General features: G+C 33.4%; 19 protein-coding genes. 18 read left to right on the top strand and 1 reads right to left on the bottom strand.

Annotated features, from left to right (window positions below; translation table 11 throughout):
• Nucleotides 1–141 precede the first annotated feature (141 nt).
• Together map and G7082_RS02285 are read left to right on the top strand one after the other, a co-directional pair.
• Entirely contained in the window at nt 142–891 is a 750-nt protein-coding gene (map, locus tag G7082_RS02290; RefSeq protein ID WP_166033552.1) for a type I methionyl aminopeptidase, read from the top strand.
• Between the two features lie 15 nt (nt 892–906).
• The gene (locus G7082_RS02285; protein WP_166033551.1) at nt 907–1,860 is read left to right on the top strand and encodes a YihY/virulence factor BrkB family protein; all 954 of its coding nucleotides are present in this window, start codon (nt 907–909) and stop codon (nt 1,858–1,860) included.
• Between the two features lie 4 nt (nt 1,861–1,864).
• Here the strand turns inward: G7082_RS02285 and G7082_RS02280 are convergent, their stop codons facing one another.
• Nucleotides 1,865–2,992: a glycosyltransferase family 4 protein gene (locus G7082_RS02280; RefSeq protein WP_166033550.1), complete on the bottom strand. Its 1,128-nt coding sequence runs from the start codon at nt 2,990–2,992 to the stop codon at nt 1,865–1,867.
• Between the two features lie 177 nt (nt 2,993–3,169).
• Between G7082_RS02280 and G7082_RS02275 the strand changes: the two genes are divergently transcribed.
• The 16 genes from G7082_RS02275 (at nt 3,170) to G7082_RS02200 (ending at nt 22,388) form a co-directional block, all read left to right on the top strand.
• Nucleotides 3,170–4,306 (top strand): LCP family protein, encoded by a 1,137-nt coding sequence (locus G7082_RS02275; RefSeq protein ID WP_166033549.1) that lies wholly within the window; start codon nt 3,170–3,172, stop codon nt 4,304–4,306.
• A gap of 197 nt (nt 4,307–4,503) precedes the next feature.
• On the top strand, nt 4,504–5,556 hold the full coding sequence (locus tag G7082_RS02270; protein WP_166035997.1) for an ABC transporter ATP-binding protein: 1,053 nt from the start codon (nt 4,504–4,506) through the stop codon (nt 5,554–5,556).
• The gene (locus G7082_RS02265; protein WP_166033548.1) at nt 5,537–6,661 is read left to right on the top strand and encodes a CDP-glycerol glycerophosphotransferase family protein; all 1,125 of its coding nucleotides are present in this window, start codon (nt 5,537–5,539) and stop codon (nt 6,659–6,661) included. The genes G7082_RS02270 and G7082_RS02265 overlap by 20 nt, the downstream gene beginning before the upstream one ends.
• Before the next feature lie 2 nt (nt 6,662–6,663).
• On the top strand, nt 6,664–7,407 hold the full coding sequence (locus G7082_RS02260; RefSeq protein WP_238842681.1) for a WecB/TagA/CpsF family glycosyltransferase: 744 nt from the start codon (nt 6,664–6,666) through the stop codon (nt 7,405–7,407).
• Nucleotides 7,408–7,421: 14 nt separating this feature from the next.
• A complete protein-coding gene (locus G7082_RS02255; RefSeq protein WP_166033547.1) occupies nt 7,422–8,240 on the top strand; it encodes an ABC transporter permease in 819 nt (272 codons plus the stop codon).
• Between the two features lie 11 nt (nt 8,241–8,251).
• Entirely contained in the window at nt 8,252–9,424 is a 1,173-nt protein-coding gene (locus G7082_RS02250; RefSeq protein ID WP_166033546.1) for a CDP-glycerol glycerophosphotransferase family protein, read from the top strand.
• A gap of 3 nt (nt 9,425–9,427) precedes the next feature.
• Nucleotides 9,428–12,985, top strand: a complete 3,558-nt coding sequence (locus G7082_RS02245; RefSeq protein WP_166033545.1) for a CDP-glycerol glycerophosphotransferase family protein — start codon at nt 9,428–9,430, stop codon at nt 12,983–12,985.
• 104 nt (nt 12,986–13,089) lie between these two features.
• Nucleotides 13,090–14,196 carry a non-hydrolyzing UDP-N-acetylglucosamine 2-epimerase gene (gene wecB, locus G7082_RS02240; protein ID WP_166033544.1) on the top strand — a complete coding sequence of 369 codons (1,107 nt, stop codon included), beginning with the start codon at nt 13,090–13,092 and terminating at the stop codon, nt 14,194–14,196.
• An 81-nt stretch (nt 14,197–14,277) separates the two neighbouring features.
• On the top strand, nt 14,278–15,249 hold the full coding sequence (locus tag G7082_RS02235; protein ID WP_166033543.1) for a YveK family protein: 972 nt from the start codon (nt 14,278–14,280) through the stop codon (nt 15,247–15,249).
• A 30-nt stretch (nt 15,250–15,279) separates the two neighbouring features.
• Nucleotides 15,280–15,975, top strand: coding sequence for a CpsD/CapB family tyrosine-protein kinase (locus G7082_RS02230; RefSeq protein WP_166033542.1), 696 nt, complete (start codon nt 15,280–15,282; stop codon nt 15,973–15,975).
• 20 nt (nt 15,976–15,995) lie between these two features.
• Nucleotides 15,996–16,763: a tyrosine-protein phosphatase gene (locus G7082_RS02225; protein ID WP_166033541.1), complete on the top strand. Its 768-nt coding sequence runs from the start codon at nt 15,996–15,998 to the stop codon at nt 16,761–16,763.
• An 18-nt stretch (nt 16,764–16,781) separates the two neighbouring features.
• Nucleotides 16,782–18,602 (top strand): polysaccharide biosynthesis protein, encoded by a 1,821-nt coding sequence (locus tag G7082_RS02220; RefSeq protein WP_166033540.1) that lies wholly within the window; start codon nt 16,782–16,784, stop codon nt 18,600–18,602.
• 1 nt (nt 18,603) lies between these two features.
• Nucleotides 18,604–19,809, top strand: coding sequence for a DegT/DnrJ/EryC1/StrS family aminotransferase (locus tag G7082_RS02215; protein WP_166033539.1), 1,206 nt, complete (start codon nt 18,604–18,606; stop codon nt 19,807–19,809).
• Nucleotides 19,809–20,927, top strand: a complete 1,119-nt coding sequence (locus G7082_RS02210) for an ATP-grasp domain-containing protein (protein WP_202983123.1) — start codon at nt 19,809–19,811, stop codon at nt 20,925–20,927. The genes G7082_RS02215 and G7082_RS02210 overlap by 1 nt, the downstream gene beginning before the upstream one ends.
• The gene (locus G7082_RS02205) at nt 20,924–21,820 is read left to right on the top strand and encodes an NAD-dependent epimerase/dehydratase family protein (protein ID WP_166033538.1); all 897 of its coding nucleotides are present in this window, start codon (nt 20,924–20,926) and stop codon (nt 21,818–21,820) included. Before G7082_RS02210 ends, G7082_RS02205 begins: the two co-directional genes overlap by 4 nt.
• Entirely contained in the window at nt 21,801–22,388 is a 588-nt protein-coding gene (locus G7082_RS02200) for a sugar transferase (protein WP_166033537.1), read from the top strand. Before G7082_RS02205 ends, G7082_RS02200 begins: the two co-directional genes overlap by 20 nt.
• The last annotated feature ends 2 nt before the right edge of the window (nt 22,389–22,390 follow it).

Below are 22,390 nucleotides of genomic sequence, written 5' to 3'. Positions count from 1 at the left end.
AACTCCCTTCTTAAATTAGTGCTACTAAATTATATCAAAATAAATGGTATTTTCAATTTTTTATGATTATACGCATATTTGGCGTATCTTACTGATTGTGCTAAAATAGGAATGCTAATTAAGAGAAAGTAGGGAATAAAAATGATTACATTAAAATCACCAAGAGAAATAGAAATGATGGCTGATTCAGGCGAGGTTTTAGCAAGTGTTCACCGCGCTTTACGTGATTTTATTAAACCGGGGATTACTAGCTGGGACATCGAGTTATTTGTCCATAATTTAATCAAAGAAAAAAACGCAGTGGCAGCTCAAATTGGATTTGAAGGATATAAATATGCCACATGTTGTACTATTAATGATGAAATTTGTCACGGATTCCCAAGAAAAGAAGTCTTAAAAGACAACGATTTAATCAAAGTCGATATGTGTGTGGAATATAAAGGGGCGATGAGTGATTCATGTTGGGCATATGTCGTTGGTAAATCAACACCAGAAATTGATCACTTAATGGAAGTAACGAAAAAAGCTTTGTACTTAGGAATTGAACAAGCTCAAGAAGGAAATCGCATCGGTGACATCGGTCATGCGATTCAAACGTATGTTGAATCTGAAAACTTATCAGTAGTTCGTGATTTTATCGGACACGGCATTGGACCAACAATTCACGAAGCGCCACAAGTTCCTCATTACGGCGAAAAAGGTAAAGGGTTACGCCTAAAACAAGGTATGGTTATTACAATTGAACCAATGGTAAATACAGGAACATGGCAAATGAAGATGGACAACAATGGTTGGACAGCTCGTACACAAGATGGCGGTTTATCATGTCAATACGAGCATACCTTAGCTATTACAAAAGAAGGTCCAAAAATCTTAACTTTACAAGACTAATCAAGGAGTAGGTATATGCAAGAGCAAGAGAAAAAAGAGTCAGGGTGGAAAACGTTTGTTAAGTCTTTTATCGAGACATATCAACAATCAGAAGTAGCAATTTATGCAGTGGTGGTTACCTATTATTTACTTCTGTCATTTTTTCCCTTGCTCATTGCGTTAGGAAATATCCTACCGTTTTTAAATTTAAGTGATAAAAGTGTGTTGCCTTACATTAAAGAATTATTACCACCCGATATTTATATCATGTTGAAAGATACTATTAGTAGTTTGCTTAAAACGAGTAGTGGTGGGTTACTTTCTATTTCTGCAATCGGTACTTTTTGGGCGATGAGTAAAGGTATTGATGCGATACGGATTAGTTTAGATAAGGCGTATGGTGTTAAACGAGAGAAGTTTCAATTTTTAAGACGCTTGTTTTCATTCCTAATGGTTTTCATTTTAATGTTAGGAATCGGAGCGTTGATGCTATTTATGGCATTTGGTCAGACGATATTGGAGTACGTCCTGCCAATATTTGGTCATCCAGAAGAAATTTTAACAACTTTCAAAACCTTAAAATGGCCAGTAACAGCTTCTGTGCTATTAATTATTCTTTTGATGCTATATTATTACGTCCCAAGTGCGAAGGTTCATTTTAAAACAATCATTCCGGGAACACTTTTCACAACGGTTTGTTGGATGAGTGTGACTCAGTTTTATGGTTTCTACATTAATAATTTTGCCAAAAGAATTAATAGTTACGGGTTTATTGGAACCTTTATTTTCTTTATTTTATGGTTAAACATTGCCGCCACGTTGATTATTATTGGTGGGGTCATAAATGTGGCGCTAGAACGGCATTATTATGGGACCATCGAACCAAAGAAAAATATTGTTGGCGATTATATTGCTAAAAAGTTAGATAAAAACGAAGAAGTTATTGAATCAAAAAATAATAATAAAAAAGAACAAGATCAAAACATCTAATGTTTTAGTCTTGTTCTTTTCTTTTTTTTATGACTTCTTGACGGTATGCGCGGTTTCCTAAAAATTTTAAAGAGTTTAAAAGAGGTTGTTTATCAACACCAGTTAAACCAATCATCTCAATAAAAATTTCTAAACCAAACAGACACGCAATCGTTAAAAGAATCGTAGCCCATGTGTTTGTAAACATGTAAAGTAAGGCAATCAGAGAAAAAATCAATGCCATACAATAAATAGATAAAACAGCGCCTCTGTGAGTAAACCCGAGAGAAAGCAACCGATGATGCAAATGCATCTTATCAGCAGATGAGATGGGACGTTTATTTAGCCATCTTCTAATCATCGCAAACAAAGTATCAGTGATAGGAACACCTAAAATAATTAAAGGTGTAATCAGTGTGATAAAGGTAGCATTTTTCAATCCTTGGATAGATAAGACGGAAATTAAGAATCCAAGTAAAAGGGCACCAGTATCACCAAGAAATATTTTGGCTGGATGAAAATTGAATGGGAAAAATCCTAGTACACTCATTAATAAAATAAAAATAGCTAAAGGAACTTGTATTTTAACAGCTCCTGTCGATGAGGCCACGTATCCGACAATCCCAATCGTTGTTAAGGCAATCATCGAGATACCAGAAGCTAAACCATCTAAACCATCCACTAAATTGATAGCGTTGGTCAGACCTAAAATCCATAACACTGTAATGGGATAACTTAACCACTCTAAAGGCACTAAACCAATATGAGGCAACGTAATCGTACTTACGGTAATGTCAAAAACAAAACAAACATAAAGGGCGGCAAGTGTGACACCGATTAATTTTTGTTTTGGTTTAAGTTCAAAGATATCATCGATTAAACCTGTGAGAACCACAATTCCAGATGATATAACTAAGTGTAAGCTATAGTTAAAAGGAATCAGATCAGGAAAGAAGAACAAAACAGAGATGGAAAAAGCAATGTAAATTGCCAAACCACCAGCTGTTGGCATCGGCGTTTTGTTAATCCTTCTAGCGTTTGGCTTATCAACAGCACCAATTTTAAAAGCTAATTTTTTTATTAAAGGTGTTAAACAAAGAGCTAGGATCATTGTTAAAAATAAACGGAAAGCTACTTTTAAAATGAAATCCATTTGTTAATTACCTACTTTCATAATTCATCAACATTATACACGAGTTTTAAGGGCTAAACAATGTGTAAAATTTTAAGGAATTCTTTAAGATAGTTAAAAAAACAAGGATTTTCTATTTTTGATAGATAGCCTATGTTATACTAACAAAGAATAATTTGAAGCGTAGGAGTTTTGACATTGACAAGAAGAAAAGATAAAAGAAAAAATACCAATGAAACATCTCTGAGTACACTTACTGGAGACAGTACTAAAAGAACGACACGTAAAAAAACAAAGAAAAAATGGACTATGGTTTGGCAAAGTTTAACCATTGTCATGCTTATTACCATTTTGGGTGGTTTAGTTTATGTGGTTAAAGGGTTAATGGATACCAATGATTTTCTGAATAAATCATACACACCAAGAACATCTAAAAGCGTTCAAAACGATAAGATTGACGTTCAAAAAGATCCTATTTCTATTTTAGTACTAGGATTGGATGATAACAGCGAACGTGAATTGGGAAGTGCTAGAACAGATTCTATGCTGCTTTTAACAATTAACCCAACAGAAGAGTTAGTGAATATCACAAGTATTCCAAGGGACACCTATACAAGCATCAAGTCAAAAGATTTTGAAGGTAAAGACAAAATCAACTCTGCTTTTGCTTATGGTGGAATAGATGCCACGATAGATGCCGTTGAAAATTTAGTGAAGGTACCGATTAATTACTATGCAACAGCAGACTTCCAAGCCTTTGAAAATATCGTTGATGCCTTAGGTGGTATTGAGATGGACGTACCATTTACCTTAACAGAACAGAACTCACAAGGTAAAAAAGTAGTGGAATTAAAAGAAGGTCATCATAAACTTAATGGAGAACAAGCTTTAGCATTTTCAAGAACACGTTATGTGGATAACGATATTGAACGCGGGAAAAGACAACAACAAGTTGTGGAAGCAATCGCTAAAAAAGCAATGGATGTTGGCACGATTGCTAAGTATAAGAGTATTTTAGAAGCTTTAGACGGACATATTAAAACAGATATGCCTTCTAATAAAATTCTCTCTATTGCACAATCTGGTCTAACAAAAGATTATAAATTCGAGTCTCACGCCTTTTCATGGATGAGTTTTGATTATGCCCCTTACGGAGAAAGCATTAGTATGGTTGGTTTACACCAAGACAGTATTGATTATATCTCTCATAAAATGCGTTTATCATTAGGTCTTGATCAAAAAGATGAAAGAGATGAACCAGGTTATAAATTTGAATCAAATGGTGTCGTATCACCAGAAACATTCCCGAATGACGGGATGGCAATTGTAAATTAGAAAAGTCGGGAGAAAGGTCTAAAAAAGCGCCTTTTTCCTGCTTTTTTTACTATAAACTACTAAGAATGTTGTAAGCTTTTGAAGTAATTTTGAAAAAAAGTCAATTTTAGTGTAAAATCTCTATGAGGTTTCAATGAAACGAAAGATAGGATGAGACAATTTTGAAACAAGATGAAAATGTAAAAGTTGAACTAACGATGATTACAAAAGAATATGATTTATATAAGAAAAAATCAGATAAAATTAAAGCACTATTCAAATTCTCTGAAAAAAGCGTCCCACATTTTTGGGGACTAAAAGGAATCGATCTAAAAGTCTATGCAGGAGAAGCGGTCGGTTTAATCGGTATCAATGGCTCTGGGAAATCAACCTTATCTAATATTTTAGCAGGGATTATTCCTCAAAGTACGGGTGAAATGAAAATTGATGGTGAAACGTCTATTATTGCAATTGGTGCTGGGTTAAAACCGCAACTATCAGGTAAAGAAAATATTCGCCTGAAATGTTTGATGAGTGGTTTTACGAATCAGGAAATTGATGACATGATGGATGATATTCAGGCTTTTGCAGACTTAGGAGATTTCATTGATCAACCTGTAAAGAATTATTCAAGTGGGATGAGATCACGTTTAGGTTTCTCAATTGCAGTTCACAATAATCCAGATGTCTTGATTATTGATGAGGCCCTTTCTGTTGGAGATGATACATTCTACCAAAAATGTGTGGAAAGAATCATGAAGTTTAAATCAGAAGGAAAAACAATCTTTTTTGTGTCTCATTCACTACAACAAATTGAAAAATTATGTGACAAAGTAGCTTGGATTCATTACGGTGAGTTAAGAGAGTATGGAGACACTAAAGAAGTGGTGACTCATTACAAAGAGTTCATTGAATGGTTTAAAAAGCAAAGCGCAGCAGATAAGAAAAAGTATCAAGATAAATTTAAAGTCGAACAAAAAGAATTTAATGAAGAGAATTTGAAAATAATCGCATCTGAAAGAGGTCATGACGCTTCAGCACTGAAAGGTCCTGCGATTGGCAAGATGTCGGTACTAACCAAAGTCTTGCTAGTCGTTATGTTGTTCAGCATGATGTTGTTTGGGTATTTACAACTTAGTGGTCGTTCCTTTACATCAATTATCACAAACCCATCAAGTCTTTTCAGTGTGAATCAAACTCACGTGAAGGAAAAATTAGCTTTAGAAAATACGCAAGAGCAGAAACAAAACAATGAAATCTATTATTCTTGAGCAATTAAAAAAGATTTATAGTCAGTATGTTCGGCAGGTTTCAGCTAGAACTAAAAAGCAACCAATTAAAAAGCAGGTCGTTTATCTACTAAGTTTTCCAAACAATGACCATGGCTTGATTGAAACATTGAGTAAAGAGTTTGATGTAGCAGTTTGTTACACGAAGCAATTAGAAAAAGAAGCGATGAAATTAAGGTCACTTGGTATTCCAATCTGGAATATCAATAGTTACCAAGGTTTACGAAAAACCATTGAGTTAGTGTCCACAAGTCGCGTAGTATTAGCTGATAATTATTTTGCTTTTTTGGGTGACATAAACAAACGAGAAGATCAGTCGATTTTTCAAATTTGGCATGCAACCGGAGCGATTAAACAATTTGGTTTAGAAGATAAAACGGCTCAAAAGAGATCTAATGAAGATCAGGAGCGATTTAAGCGAGTATATCAATCTTTCGATTACTTTGTTGTTGGTTCTAAAGCGATGGCTGAAGTCTTTAAAAATAGTTACGGAGCAAGAGAAGAACAGATGTTGTATCTTGGTTTTCCGCGAACAGATTTTCTACATCAAATCAAACAAGTCGAAAAGATGACTCAACAAGTGGTGTATTTACCAACGTACCGAGAGATAGAAACAAACAATATAGTAGAGGATTTGCTTATCTTAAGGAAAAAGATAGATCCTACTATGGATTTATATATTAAGCCTCATCCTCATGAAAACTGGGGGAATAAAGAAGAGCTTCAAAAGACTGAAGGAATTTACTTGTTAGATGGAAATACTTCCTCAGATGAGTTGTTGACTCAGGCGGATATCTTAATAACTGATTATTCTTCAGTTGCCTTTGATTACGCTTTGGTTCATCCTTTAGGAAACTTAATTTTTTATTGGTATGATGAGGGTATCTATATAAATCAAACAGGCATTCAAGATAAACTAAGAGAATCAATGCCTAGTAAAATTTGCTATACTATAGAAGAAGTCCTTCATGAAATTAAGAATGAAGAACAAAATTTATCTACATTTAATGATTACTGGAATACTCACAATGATGGTAAGGCAGTTGAACGGTTATTAGAAGTGATAAAAAAAGAATTGGATGTATGAAAATGCCAGAATATAAAGTAGAGAAAATAATGGATGTGCCAGTGGATATCTTGAACATGTCTGATATAAAAAAAGATATGCTGAATTTTTTTGAAACTAATCAAAAAATGACGCTAACAAGTGTGAATCCGCAAATTATTTTAATGGCCGAAACAAACGGCACGGTAAAGCACTTCATCGAACAATCAACCCACCGAATTGCTGATGGTATCGGCTTGGTAAAAGTGTCGAAATGGACAAAGGGTGACATCAAAGAACGTGTCGCTGGTATTGAAGTCATGGAAGAAGTATTGCTTTTTGCCAACGCACATCAAAAGAATGTCTTTCTTTTAGGGGCTGCACCAGAAGTGGCTCAAAAAGCGGCAGAGAACATTCAACATAAATACCCAAATCTGAACTTAGTTGGTTGGATTGATGGTTACACCGAACTCTCTGATCACGATATTGTAGCTAAAATGAATCAAGAAAAAGCTGATATTGTTTTTGTTGCAATGGGAAGTCCGAAGCAAGAAGAATGGTTGGAACGTAATATGCCAAAGATACAAGCCACTATTTTTCAAACAGTTGGTGGAAGTCTTGACGTGATGAGTGGTTCGGTCAAAAGAGCCCCTAGCTTTTTTATTAAAACTAATTTGGAGTGGTTATACCGCTCTTGTAGTAATCCAAAAAGATTTTATCGCATGATTCAGATACCAATTTTTGTCTTTAAATCATTAAGTTGGCATCGGAAAAACGGGAAGCATTAAGGAGAGTTTTAAACGTGAATGACGTAAAAACAATAATTTTAGAACAAGTAAATAATTTCGGTATTATCCGTCGTATATCAAAATATGAAGAAAAAGCAACCTACCAAAGTCACTATTTAGGCTTAATTTGGCAATTTTTAAACCCAGCAATTCAAATCGGGATTTATTACTTGGTTTTCGGATTAGGTGTTAATCAAGGTAAGAAAACAGATGGTGTTCCTTTTATTATCTGGATGTTAATCGGGATCACTGCGTGGTTCTTTATTAATAGCTCGATTTTAGGTGGATCAAACAGTATTTATAAACAAGTTGGTATGGTGTCTAAAATGAAATTCCCAGTGAGTATTTTGCCAATGGTTAATATCTCAAGTAATTTTGTTAGTTACCGCGCCATGATGTTAGTGTTATTAGCATCAATGTTTGGTTTTGGTATTTACCCAACCATTTATTGGTTACAATATTTCTATTACTTTTTCTGTATGATTGCCTTTTTATTTGCCTTTGGTATCTTAAATTCAACGATTACAGTTTTAGTAAGAGATTATCATATCATGTTACAATCTATCCTTAGATTATTATTCTATCTATCAGGTCCCATTTGGAACTTTAGAACAATGTTCCAAGGAACAGAGCACCGTTGGATTATTAAAGTGTTAGAATTAAATCCAATTTACTACATTATTGACGGCTTTAGAGATTCATTTTTATCGAAACAATGGTTCTGGGAAAAAGGAACACAGACAGTCTTCTTTTGGTTGATTGTTGGTTTCTTAATGATTATCGGATCTCATGTTCATATGAAATTTAGAGCGCGATTTGTAGACTTTATCTAAGGAGACGTGTGATGAAAGGAATAATAGAAGCTATTATCAGTATTTTATTCAAAAGTATGGGTGTTTTCCGTAGTCCGAAAACAGTTTACTTTGAGAGCTTTCATGGCACTCAGTACAGCGATAATCCAAAGGCTATTTATGAGTCAATGGTAAAAGAATATCCTGATTATAACCTCGTCTGGGGTGTTAATAAGGGCAGTGAGAAACCTTTTCGTGATGAAAAGGTTTCTTATGTATATCGCTTTTCTTTTAAGTGGTTTTTAACGATGCCAAGAGCTTGTGCTTGGGTGATTAATACACGAACGCCAAAGTGGTTACCAAAAAATAAGCAAACAATTTATATTCAAACGTGGCACGGAACACCGCTGAAAAAAATTGGCTGTGATATTCCTAAAGTTAATATACCTGGGTATACAAAGGAAAGTTACGATCAATCTTTCGCAGAAGAATCTAGCAGGTGGGATTATTTGGTTTCACCAAGCTCGTATACCACTGAAATTTTTAAGAAAGCTTTTGCTTATTCTGGTAAACTCATAGAGTCTGGTTATCCTAGAAATGATTTGTTAGTTCAAGCAACCAAAGAAAAAGCAATTAAGAATCAGTTAAAAGAAAAGTTAAACATTCCTTTAAATAAAAAAGTTATCTTATATGCGCCAACTTGGCGTGAAAAAGAAAATCGAGTGAATGGTAAATATGAGTTCACCACAGATTTTCCTTTTGATAAGATGGAAGAGGTTTTAGGCGAAGATACTCTGCTTTTAGTTAGAATGCACTATTTAGTTGCTCAAAATTTTGATTTTTCAGACTGTAACAAAAAAATAATCGATGTGTCATCAAACTATGACATGAGTGAATTACTAGCAATTAGTGATTTGCTTATTACGGATTATTCATCTTGTATGTTTGATTTTGCCATAACGAATAACCCGATAGTTTTCTTTATTCCTGATCAAGAAGAGTACGATCAAGAATTGAGAGGGTTTTATTTCAAAATGGAGGAAACGATGCCTGGACCTTTAATAGAAAATAAAGAGGGTTTATTAGCAACATTGAATGATTATCAAAATGGAGTTAGTTTAAAAACTGACAACTACACTAAATTTAAAGAAAAATTTACATCACTTGAAAAGGCTGAGGCATCAAAAAGTGTTACTGAGGTTATTTTCAAGCATAGAGAGGAATAGACTATGGGAGTAGCAAATAAAATTGCGCGTTTGATTGGACCCGCTGTATTACCGAAAATATCCTATTACCGTAAAACGGTTGATTCATACACGAAATACTTTGTGTCAGAAAAAGTTGAGAAAAAAACGGTACTGTATGAAAGTCGTGATGGAAAATCTTTAACAGATTCTCCTTTTGCCATTTTTGAGTACTTATTATCAGTAGATCCTGAACAAGAGTACACGCATATTTGGAGTGTCACAGAATCAAGCGAAATGGAAAAAGTAAGAGAATTATATAAGAGTAAGAAAAATGTCATTTTCGTTATTAGAAATTCAGATGAGTATTTAAAATGGTTAACAAAGGCAGAATTTTTAATTAATAATTCAACTTTCCAACCTTTTGTAACCATCAAAGATGAACAAACCTATATCAACACATGGCACGGAACACCTTTAAAAACCATGGGCTTTGATATTCCAGGAAATCCAGCGAACGCTAAAAATGTGGTTCGTAACTTTTTTATGGCAGATTACTTAATTAGTCCAAATCCACATACAACAGAGATGTTTGTTAAAAATTATCGGTTAAACGAAAATTATACAGGGCAAATCATCGAGTCTGGTTATCCAAGAATTGATCAAACCTTTCATGAGAATAAAGATGATTTATTAAAAATGTTGTTTGATTTTAACGTCTCTTTAGATTTAGGGAAGAAAATTATTCTTTATACACCTACTTTTAAAGGGGCGGACTTAAGTGTCTCTGATGGAGAGATTGCTCAAATTCATCAAGAAATGTCTTTAGTGAGAGAACGATTCGGTGAGGAGTACAATGTATTAGTCAAAGTGCATCCTTTTATTTATGATCAAGCAAAAAAATATGTTCCACTTAGAGAATTTTTAATACCTGATATTATTGATACCAATAAATTGCTAGGAATTGTTGATTGTTTGATTACTGACTACTCCAGTATTTTCTTTGATTACTTAGTAACGGATAAACCAATATTATTTTATTGCTGGGATGATGATTTGTATTCTAATAAACGAGGTAAGTATTTTGAATACGATGAATTACCAGGACCCGTGGCATTTAATATTGATGAGCTAATAACTAAATTAGAGCACCTAGATGAGCAACAAGAAATCTATAAAGCTAATTATAAACTGTGTAAAGAAAAATTTGTTCCTTATGATGATGGTCAAGTAACAGCTAGAGTTGTGGAGATTATTTTTAATAAAGAAACTCTATTAGGTGTAAAAGTGATTCAACCGACAAGTTGTAAAAAAAGGTTATTAATTTATCCAGGTGGCATGCGTAGTAATGGGATTACGAGTAGTTTTCTTAGTTTAGTGCAAAGTATTAACTATGAAGAATATGATGTAGTGTGCTTACTGGATAATATTCGTGCTTTAGATCAGATTAAAAATGTAGCAGATATTCCAAAAAATGTATCACTTTTGTTTAGATTTGATATTTCAAACTTTACAGCTAAAGAGTACTATCAAGATATGCACATTCACCTTAAAGGGGTGAAAAAAGGTAAGGAAGATAAATATCCTAATGAAATCTACGAACGTGATGTTAGAAGGTTACTAGGAAAACAACGCTTTGACGTGGCAATTGACTTTAGTGGTTACAGCTTACATTGGGGCAAGATTATTTTGGCATCAAAAGCAGATCGACATGTTTGTTACTTACATAGCGACATGATGCTTGATATGGAACGAGAAGTTAATGGAAGAAAAATCCATAAGATTAACCTTCAAGGTGTTTTTAGCGTCTATAATCGTTATGATGGTCTAGTCTCTGTTTCTGAGGTTATGAAAGAGATTAATCAAGAAAAATTAGCACAGTATGCAGATAGAAGTAAATTTACGTATGCGGATAATACGATTAATCCTAAGAAGATTTTAGAAGGTACTAAAGAAGAAAAAATAATAGAAGTTAAAGACACAGAATTTTTCTTTAGAGATGGTCATATAAACAATCTAGAAAAAACAATCAAATTGAGAAGTTCAAGACCAGATATGGTACTAGGAAATGTGGATAAAAAAGAATTACGTGATCCTCACGTGGATGTTTTAGGAAAATTTGAGTACAATGAAATCCTTTATTATAAAATCTCTCAAAATCATCAATACCTTGGTTGGGTCGAGGCAAGTGGAGTAGAAGTTGATTCTGTCAAAATACTTTCGAAGAATAAAGTCAGTTACTTTGGTAAATTAAACACCTCAGCTGCAGATTATTTTTATACAGAACCACTAGGTTTAGCTGAGAGTTATCCTTTAAGTAAAGCCGGTTTATATCGAAACATCTATGTATCGATTACTGATGAAGTTGTGACTCAAACAGGTATTTCTGTTAGAGTAATGCTCAAAGGGAATGATTTAGGCTGGTTGCCAAAAGGGAAAATAACTTTCTCTAAAAAATTAAATTGGACAAAAACTAAGGAACCTTCATTTAAAGTTAAGTTACTTAGGGCGTTTGCATTATCAGCAAATCATCTAGAAAAACGTTATCAGATGAAACGTTTGAAAGATACCCCACTAAAAAAAGAATGGCTAGCAGCTTATTATGAAAATAAAAACAAAACTAGTTTAAAAGGTTACTTATTACCAATTGAAAATGAAAACTATAAGGAATTAGGAGTATTTCAATCAATCTACGTCCAATCTCTAGCAACTACGCTAAATGGTAGATGGTATGAAATAATGGATGATTCTGGTAAGACGTATTTCGTGAAGGAAGAAGCCATCTCTATAAAGAGCTTTTCAGAAGAAACGGTAATGACTGAAAAAGAAGTGTTCAAAACAGCAACCTTCAAAAAGATTGAAACAGTTGTTTTTAGTACGTTGCTAGAAGCAATTGATAAAAAAGGTACAGTCGTAACATCTTTGGATTCTGTCACAGTGACTAAAGAAATAAAAACATCTGAAAATAATATCTTCTATGAAGTTAAGTGGGAAGACAAGTTCTTGTTTGTAGAACAAGCTTCTTTAAATATTATGAGAGGTGAAGGTATTTTAAATGCCAAGGATGAAATAATTCCTTATCCTGATCAAGATAAAGTAAACATTGTAACCGTTGGACGTTTATCTCAGGAAAAAAATCAAATCGTATTAATAGAAGCTTTTGTAGAATTTCAAAAAAATCAGCCAAATAGCCACTTATACATTATTGGTGCTGGTCCAGAAGGAAATAACTTACAAAATAAAATTCAAGAATTAGGTATGTCAGACTATATTGAATTGTTGGGTCAGGTCTACAATCCTTTTGAATTTATTAAACGCTGTGATATTTTTGCGTTGACTTCTTTATATGAAGGTCAATCGTTGGTTTTAATCGAAGCTTTGACATTAGGAATGAAATGCGTCTCAACAGATATCCCAGCCTGTCGATTAGTTCTTAAAGACGGTGCTTATGGTTTGATTTCAGAAACAAATGATGCGTATGGTGTGGCTCAAAGTCTAACTGAAATGATAAATAAAGAACAAAGGTTTGAAACTTTTGACCCATACGCGTATAATCAAGAAGCAATTAAAATGTTTTATCAAACATTAACCTCATTAAAATAATATGAGAATGTAAAAAAGAGTTGAATATTTAGGGATATCGTTCTATTATAAAAAAGGAGTGTAAAAAACACTCCTTTTTATTTAAGGTAAAAAGGAGCAATAAAATGCAACGAAAAAAAATACTAAGTATCTTTGGTACAAGGCCAGAAGCCATAAAAATGGCACCAGTTATCAAAGAACTAGAAAAGAGATCTGACGAATTCGAATCGGTGGTTGTTGTGACAGCCCAACAAAGAGAGATGCTTGATCAAGTATTGACTGTTTTTAATATTAAACCAGACTATGACTTAAATATCATGCAACCAAATCAAACCTTGGCTCAATTAACAAGCCGTGTTTTAATGAAATTAGATCCGATTTTAGAAGTAGAAAAGCCTGATGTGGTCTTAGTTCATGGTGATACAACGACGTCATTTGTAGCAAGTCTTGCCGCTTTTTATCACCAAATAAAAATCGGTCACGTGGAAGCCGGTCTTAGAACATGGGATAAATATGCTCCTTATCCTGAAGAAATGAACCGTCAGATGACAGATTGCTTAAGTGATATCTATTTTGCGCCGACAGTATTAAGTAAGGCTAATTTACTTCAAGCAAATGTCCCAGAAGAAAAAATATTTGTGACAGGCAATACAGTCGTTGATGCCTTACAGCAGACAACGAAACATGGATTTTCACATGAAATCACAAAAAAATGGGACCCTGATAGTAAGAAAGTGTTACTAACATGTCATCGCCGGGAAAATTTTGGAAAACCGATGGAACAAGTATTTAAGTCGGTAATCAAAATGGTCGAGACTTATTCAGATTTAGAAGTGATTTATCCAGTACATCCTAATCCAAATGTAAAAAAACAAGCGGAAGAGATGTTCAAAAATCAGAAACGGATTCATTTAATTGACCCGCTAGATGTGATTGATTTCCATAATTGCATGAGCGAATGTTATTTTATTATGAGTGATTCAGGTGGTGTTCAGGAAGAAGCACCTTCATTAGGTAAACCAGTTTTAGTTTTAAGAGAGGTAACCGAACGTCCTGAAGGTCTTGAAACAGGTATTTTAAAACTTGTTGGAACTTGTGAAAAAACAATATTGAACGCCGTTGAGAAATTAATGATGGATAGTGAATATTACCAGTCTTTAACTAAACAAAACAATCCTTACGGAGACGGCTATGCCAGTATAAAAATTGTTAATTTATTAAATGAACAATAAAATGTCATTTTTTATGTTATTGAAGTCAGTAAATGTGTTATGATAGTAGAAAAATAATATGTAAGTTATTTGGAGGAACAAATGGAAGAGACGATTAGTTTACAAGAGATTTTTACCCTGCTTAAAAAGAATGTGGTTTTAATATTATCAATGTTTTTTGTAGGGATTGGGATTGCAGCATTAGTAACTTTTATGCTGATTACACCAAAGTATAGTGCAGCATCACAATTAATAGCGACATCACAAAATAAAGATAAAAATGTAAGTACAGATAACATCAACAGTAACTTAATGATGATCAATACCTACAAAGACTTTATTAAAGGTCGTGTGGTAACAGAAGAGACAAGAAAACAACTTGAAAAAGAGATTGGTTTTAAAGGAACAGCGACAGATGTTGAAAACATGGTCAATGTGACACAAACACAAAACTCACAAATGTTCTCAATTGTTGTAACTTCAGAAAGTCCTAAAGAAGCGGCTACAACAGCCAATGTTATTGCTAATATCTTTAGAGAAGAAGCGAAAGAATATACAGAAGCAGATAAAGTTTCGATTATCTCAGAAGCAGAAGTACCAACTTCACCTGTTTCACCAAATAAAAAAATCAACTTAGCTATTGGTGGGATTTTAGGGGTTATCTTAGGAATTGGTTTAGCGTTATTAAGCCAGTTATTTAACCGTACTGTGAAAAATCCTGAATACTTAACTGAAACATTAAATATTCCAATCGTGGGTATTTTACCACTAGTGGACGCTAAGACAGTCAAAGAAAATCGTGCGAAACAATGGGCAGCCCTAGAAGATACAAATGCCATGACGGATAACAACAGTGACGAATTATTTGACTTCCAATCTGAAATTGATGGTCTAGATGATGATTTATCAAAATTGAATCGCGACGTGAACTTAGAAGACACGATTGATTTATCAAACTTAGATATTACAAAAATTGATTTAACATCATTGGATTTAGATTCATCAGATGATGACCTTGCTATGCCTCAACCAAAATCAGAGGCAACTAGAGCAACACGTAGATTTGTTAGATAAAAGATATTTGAAGGTTAGAGGAGTATACTAATGGCAAAAGATAAAAGAAAAACACTAATCAACCCAGAAGCGGTAACGCTCTTTACAGTGGTTGATCCCTTATCAACAGTAGCAGAACAATATCGTACAATTAGAACCAATTTACTATATTCAAATCCAGAATCAAGAACACAAAGCATTATCGTGACATCTTCTGGACCATCAGAAGGTAAATCAACAACAGCAGCAAACCTAGCTGTTATCTTCGCTCAATCTGGTATTAAAACATTACTAGTTGATGCGGATTTACGTCGTCCGACGGTTCACCGTACCTTTGATACGGATAATACAAAAGGTTTAGCGAGTTTACTAAGTGTGAGACGTATGTCTTTAGGTGAGGTTATCCAACCAAGTGAGATCCGTAATCTAGATTTATTACCTTGTGGACCCGTATCACCTAATCCATCTGAATTACTATCATCAGCACGTATGAGAAAAGTGGTTCACATCCTAAAAAGTCAATATGACTTCATTATTTTCGATGTGCCGCCAATCAGTACCGTAACTGATGGTCAGCTAATCGCTTCACAAGTCGACGGAACATTACTTGTGGTTCGTGAAGATCAAACGGATAAAGCTGGTTTAGAACGTGCTGTTAAATTATTAGAGCGCGTGGATTCAAAAATTTTGGGAGCTGTTTATATGGGAGAAACAGGACACCAAGATTACAGTTATTACTATAGTTAAAACATAAAGGGGAAAAAAATATGCTCGTCGATATTCATTGTCACATACTACCAGGAATCGATGACGGAGCACAAACAATAGAGGATTCTCTCGAAATGGCACGCGTAGCTGTTTCTGAGGGGATCACTCACATTCTTTGTACACCTCATCATAATAATGGTGTTTACTTAAATCCAAAACATGATGTTATCAAAAAAGTCGAAGAGCTTCAAATCATTTTAGATGAGAAAGACATACCGATTACACTTTTTGAAGGTCAAGAGGTTAGATTGTCTCATGACGTGTTACGTCGCATCTCACAAAATGAAATTTTATTTACCGATTTAGATGATTCTTATCTATTGATTGAATTTCCCTCTGCGGAAGTTCCATTATATGCCCGTCACACGTTGTTTGATCTATGTACGAGTGGTTATCGCCCAATTATTGTTCATCCAGAGCGTAACCAACAACTCATGAAGAATCCAAATTTACTTATCCCATTTATTGAGATGGGGTGTTTAGCTCAAGTAACGTGTGCTAGTTATACTGGTCAATTTGGAAAAGAGATTCAAAAAGTGGCAAAAATCATGATTGAGCATGATTTAGCCCATATGTTAAGTTCCGATGCCCATAACACAGGACACAGAGGCTTTTATACAAAAGAAGCCTATGATCTACTGGAAAAAGAATTTGGCATCGAGAAGAAAGAACGGTTCACTCAAACATTGAAAGACATTGTTAACGGTGACCGAGTAAAAATAGCAGAACACACGGAGTACAAAAAGAAATTCAAATTATTTGGATAAATTTAGGAGAGTTTGAAAATGGGGAGAAAGACGAAAATGGCAGTTATCTTGCTGATAGATTCAGCAATAATAGTGTTTGCCAATTTAGCAAGTAACATTTTTTTAGCGTCAATGATGACCGTTTCACGTAGACATATGGTGTATGCGCTACTTGCGCAAGTAGCGTTATACGTCGTCTTTGGTTTTTTATTTGGGGTGTTTAATAGAATAACGAGATATACAAGTATTAACTCAATCGTATCGATCTTTTCAGCGATTACGGTAGCAAGTGCGATTGAGTTAGTATTTTTTTACGCCTTAGATACAAGAAAAGAGGATTTATTTCAAACCATTTCTTCCTTCTTTGTCGCTTTACTACTAATTATTAGTAGTCGGATTGCTTGGCGCATTCTTGTGGAGTACCAAATGAAAAAAGGTAGCCGTAACGGTGTAGAGATTCAAAATGCCTTTATTATTGGTGCAGGAGATGCGGGAGAGCTTCTTTACAACACGTTAAAGAAAAATTCAGAAAAGACTCATTTAGAAATCAAAGGTTTTATTGACGATGATATTAATAAGTATAAAACAATCCTTTCAGGGCAAAAAGTTCTTGGAAATATTGAGCAACTACCAGATTTGATTGCTGAATATGGTATTGAAGTTTTAACAGTGGCAATTCCCTCAATGACAGCAGCTCAGTACGAACGTTTACTAGATATTGTAAATCCTTTAGACGTTGAACTTTATACAATACCTTCTATTGAAGAATTAGCTACAGGTAAAGTTGCGGTAACCAAACTTCGTGAAATTGATGTCGTGGATTTACTTGGTCGTGCGGAAGTTACATTAGAGATGGATGTTATTAAAAGTCAGATTACGAATCAAGTAATCATGGTAACTGGTGCAGGTGGTTCGATTGGTTCTGAGATTTGCCGTCAAATTATGGCTTTTTCACCTAAACAAATTTTACTTTTAGGTCATGGTGAAAACTCTATTTATTTGATTGAGAAAGAATTAAACCAATGTTATAGCGAAAAGAACACAGAGATTGTCCCGATTATTGCGGATATTAGAGATGCTAAACGAATCTTTGAAGTGATGAAAAAATACCAACCAGCGATTGTCTACCATGCCGCAGCGCATAAACATGTGCCTTTAATGGAATGCAATCCAGCAGAAGCGTTAAAAAATAATATTTACGGAACAAAGAATGTGGCAGAAGCTGCTTTAGCTAATGATGTTACATCATTTGTGATGATTTCAACAGACAAGGCGGTTAAACCACCTAATGTCATGGGATCAACGAAGCGAATTGCTGAGATGATTGTGACAGGACTTAACGGAAAAGGTACAACGAAATTTAGTGCTGTACGTTTCGGAAATGTATTAGGGAGTCGTGGTAGTGTGGTTCCTTTATTTAAAGAACAAGTAGCCAATGGCGGACCGCTAACGGTAACTGACTTTAGAATGACCCGTTACTTTATGACGATACCAGAAGCGAGCCGCTTAGTAATTCAATCTGGTTCCTTAGCTCAAGGTGGGGAAATCTTTATCTTGGACATGGGTGAGCCTGTTAAGATTTATGACTTAGCGAAGAAAGTCATTAAATTAAGTGGCTACACTGAAAATGAAATACCGATTATTGAAGCAGGCATCAGACCTGGTGAAAAATTATATGAAGAATTATTAGTAGATAAAGAACGTTCGAAAGAACAAGTTCATGAAAAAATCTTTGTTGGTAATGTTAAAGGATTTACTTATGATCAGGTATTAGAATTTGTGGAAGGATTACCTGACAATCATGATGCTTTAGCAAGAGAATTAATTCGTTTTGCGAATAAATCGAGTGAGGAGAATTAAAATGAAAAGAAATATACCATTTTCACCACCAGATATAACAGAAGCAGAAATTAATTCTGTTATCGAGGTATTAAAGTCAGGTTGGATAACTACTGGACCTAAAACAAAAGAGTTTGAGAGAAAGATTGCTGAATATTGTCGTACAGAAAGAGCAGTCGCTTTAAATTCAGCAACTGCATGTATGGAAATGACATTAAGAGTGTTGGGAATTGGACCTGGAGATGAAGTAATAACTTCTGCCTATACATATACTGCATCCGCAAGTGTAATTCATCATGTCGGTGCTAAAATTATTTTAGTTGATACACAAAAAGATTCTTATGAAATGGATTACGATCAATTAGCAAGTAAAATTACTGAAAAAACAAAAGCAATTATTCCAGTTGATTTAGCGGGAATAATGTGTGATTATGACAAATTGTATCAAGTAATAGATAGTACTAAAGATAAATTTAAATCATCTAATAAAATCCAAGAAGCTATTGGTAGAGTGGTTGTATTAGCAGATGCAGCTCATTCATTTGGAGCTACGTATAAAAATAAAATTAGTGGCGAAGTGGCTGACTTTACATCGTTTTCTTTTCATGCTGTTAAAAACTTAACAACTGCAGAAGGTGGAGCAGTTACTTGGAAAACTATTGACGGGATAGATAATGAAGAAATCTATAAGGAATTTATGTTGTTATCTCTTCATGGTCAGTCCAAAGATGCGTTGGCGAAAACTGAGATTGGGTCTTGGGAGTACGATATCGTAGCTCCGAATTATAAATGTAATATGACTGATATCATGGCTGCAATAGGTTTGATTCAATTAGAAAGGTACCCATCAATATTGAAAAAAAGAAAAAAACTTATTGAAGCTTATGAAAAAGAATTAAGTGACGTAAACATGGTAAAAGTATTAGGACATTATCATTCTGAATCAAATTCTAGTGGTCATTTATTGATAACTAATTTTAGGGATTTAAATTTAGAAGAGAGAAATGATATGATTATTTCGTTAGCTAAAGAAGGCATATCAACTAATGTTCACTATAAACCGTTACCTTTGTTAACAGCATATAAAAATTTAGGTTTTGATATAGAAGATTATCCTAATGCATATGAATTATATGTTAATGAGATAACACTTCCGTTAAATAGTTTAATGAGTGTAGAAGATGTGCACTACATTGGTAAAAAAATAAAAAAGGAGAATGATTTATAATGAAAAAAATTCTTATTTTAGGTGTGGCATCGGTACAAGCTGATGCTATAAAAACATTGAACAGATTAGGGTATGAAACACATGCGTTAGCGATGAAAAAAGATGGTCCAGGTGCTGATTTAGCAGATAGTTTTAAAGAGATAAATATACTAGATATTGAGAAAGTAACAGAATATGTAAAAGAAAATAAGATTGATGTTGTTTATTCTGTAGGATCAGATTTAGCTATTCCTGTTGCTTCAGAAATTAGTGAAAATTTAAAATTGCCTTACTTTGTTACAAGTGAAACAGCAAAAATTTGTAATAAAAAAGATAAAATGAGAGAATTTTTAGGAAATAATTTTGAAGGAAATGTAAATTACCAGATATTGAAAGCGAAAAGTGAGTCTATAAAATTAGATTTTCCTTTCATTATGAAACCTACTGATTCTCAAGGACAACGAGGTGTAAATTTAATTCATACTCAGGAGCAATTTGAAAGCCTATTTAACGAAACACAAGGCTATTCAAGAGATAAGTTAGTTATAATTGAGCAATATATAGATGGTCCAGAAGTCTCGGTTAATGGATATATGGAAGATGGGAAAATAACATTTTTGGAAGTTTCAGATAGAGAAACATGGGAAAAATATACAGGATTGATAAGAAAGCATGTAGTACCATCAGAAAAAATAACGCCTGATATAAAAAATAAATTGATTTCAATTATTGAAAATGCGTGCTTAAAACTGAATATAAATAATGGTCCAGTTTATGTACAAATGAAAATAGAAGATAATAGTCCATATATTATTGAAATAACACCAAGGTTAGATGGTTGTCACATGTGGAAGCTATTAAAATATGCAACGGAATTCGATATACTTGAATCAAGTTTATACCATTTAATTGAAAATAAAAATCCAAATCTATCAGTAGAAACTAATGTTAGAAAATATGAATTAGAATTTGCGTGTCAAAAACCTAATACCAATGCAGTTTATACTGATTATAAGGAAAATGAAGAGAATTCTGAAGAGTATTATTACTATTATTGTGAAGGTGATCTAATTAGACCAGTAAATGGAAAATATGAAAAAATAGGATATTTTGTAAATAATAAAGAGGCTCAAATATGAGAGTAGCTATTTCTGGTGGTTCAGGTTTTATTGGTCAATACTTATGTAAGGAATTGTTAAATTGTGGAATGGAGCCAGTAATTTTATCTAGGAGAGAGAATAAATATAAAAATATAGAAACAATTAAAACAGATTATACATATAGTGATTTGATTTACAAATTAAAAAATATAGATTCATTTGTACATTTAGCATCAAAAAGAGGAAACCAAGGTAGAATTGAGGAATTTCATAGTAATGAAGTGATGACTCAAACCATTTTTGAAGTATGTAAAGAATTAAAAATTGATAATATAGTGAATGCATCAACTATTTCAGTATATAGCAAGCAAGATGAGTTGCCTTGGAACGAGTGTTCTACTGTGGATCCAGAATTAATGTACGGTGTGAGTAAATTTTCTAATGAGTGTATAGCAAATATATATTCTAAGAAACATGGCATGAATATAAAAAATTTGAGAATAGCTCATGTCTTTGGATTTAATGAAAAAAATAATTATATGATCAATAAATTTATGAGATTAGCGTACAATAAAAAACAATTATTATTAAATACTCCTTCAATTTCCAAAAGAGAATTCATTTATGTTAAGGATGTGGCAAGAGCCATACAGAAAGCACTTTTACTTGAGTCATCAGGTACTTATAATATAGGTTCTAGCATTAGGTTGACGAATGAAGAGGTCGCTAATAAGATAAATAGTGTATTCAAAAATGAAAATGAGGTATCTGTTTTAAATAAAGAAGGTAGTGAAGGTATATCTGCATCATATATGGATAATAGTAAAGCAATAGAGACATTAATGTACTCTTCAGAATATAGCTTTGAAGATGCTTTGAAAGAGATTTTTACAGAAATGAAGGAGTTACCAAATGTACCAGACTTATATTAAACGTATTTTAGATATATTGATTTCTTTCATAGGTATAGGTATTTTATTTTTAGTTATGATTCCTGTTTCAATTGTAATAAAAAAAGAAGATCAAGGTCCAATTTTTTTTAACGGTAAGAGATTAGGAAAAAATATGAAAGAATTTAAAATGTATAAATTTAGAACAATGAAAACCGGGGCACCTGATTTAAGAAATTCCGATGGGACCACATATAATAGTGCCAGTGATCAGAGAGTGACTAATGTAGGTCATACATTAAGAAAACTGAGTGTAGATGAGTTACCTCAGTTTATTAATGTTTTGAAGGGTGATATGAGTATTATAGGGCCTAGGCCAAGTCCACTTGGAAATAAAGACATGTATCCAAAAAAATTTTTTAAGAAATATGAAGTTAAACCTGGAATAACTGGTTATAATCAAGCTTTATTACGTAATTCTGCTACAATGGATGAAAGAATAGAAAATGATGCTTATTACACTGACAATATTAGTTTTTTTTTAGATGTAAAAATATTTTATTGGACGTTGAAGTCAGTAATAAGAAGAAAAAATATAAATAATCATTAAGA

It is taken from the genome of Vagococcus hydrophili (genome assembly GCF_011304195.1).
GTDB classification, from domain to species: Bacteria; Bacillota; Bacilli; order Lactobacillales; family Vagococcaceae; genus Vagococcus; species Vagococcus hydrophili.
The sequence above is the reverse complement of the archived record's forward strand: the minus strand, read 5'-3'. Positions and strand labels throughout refer to the sequence as shown.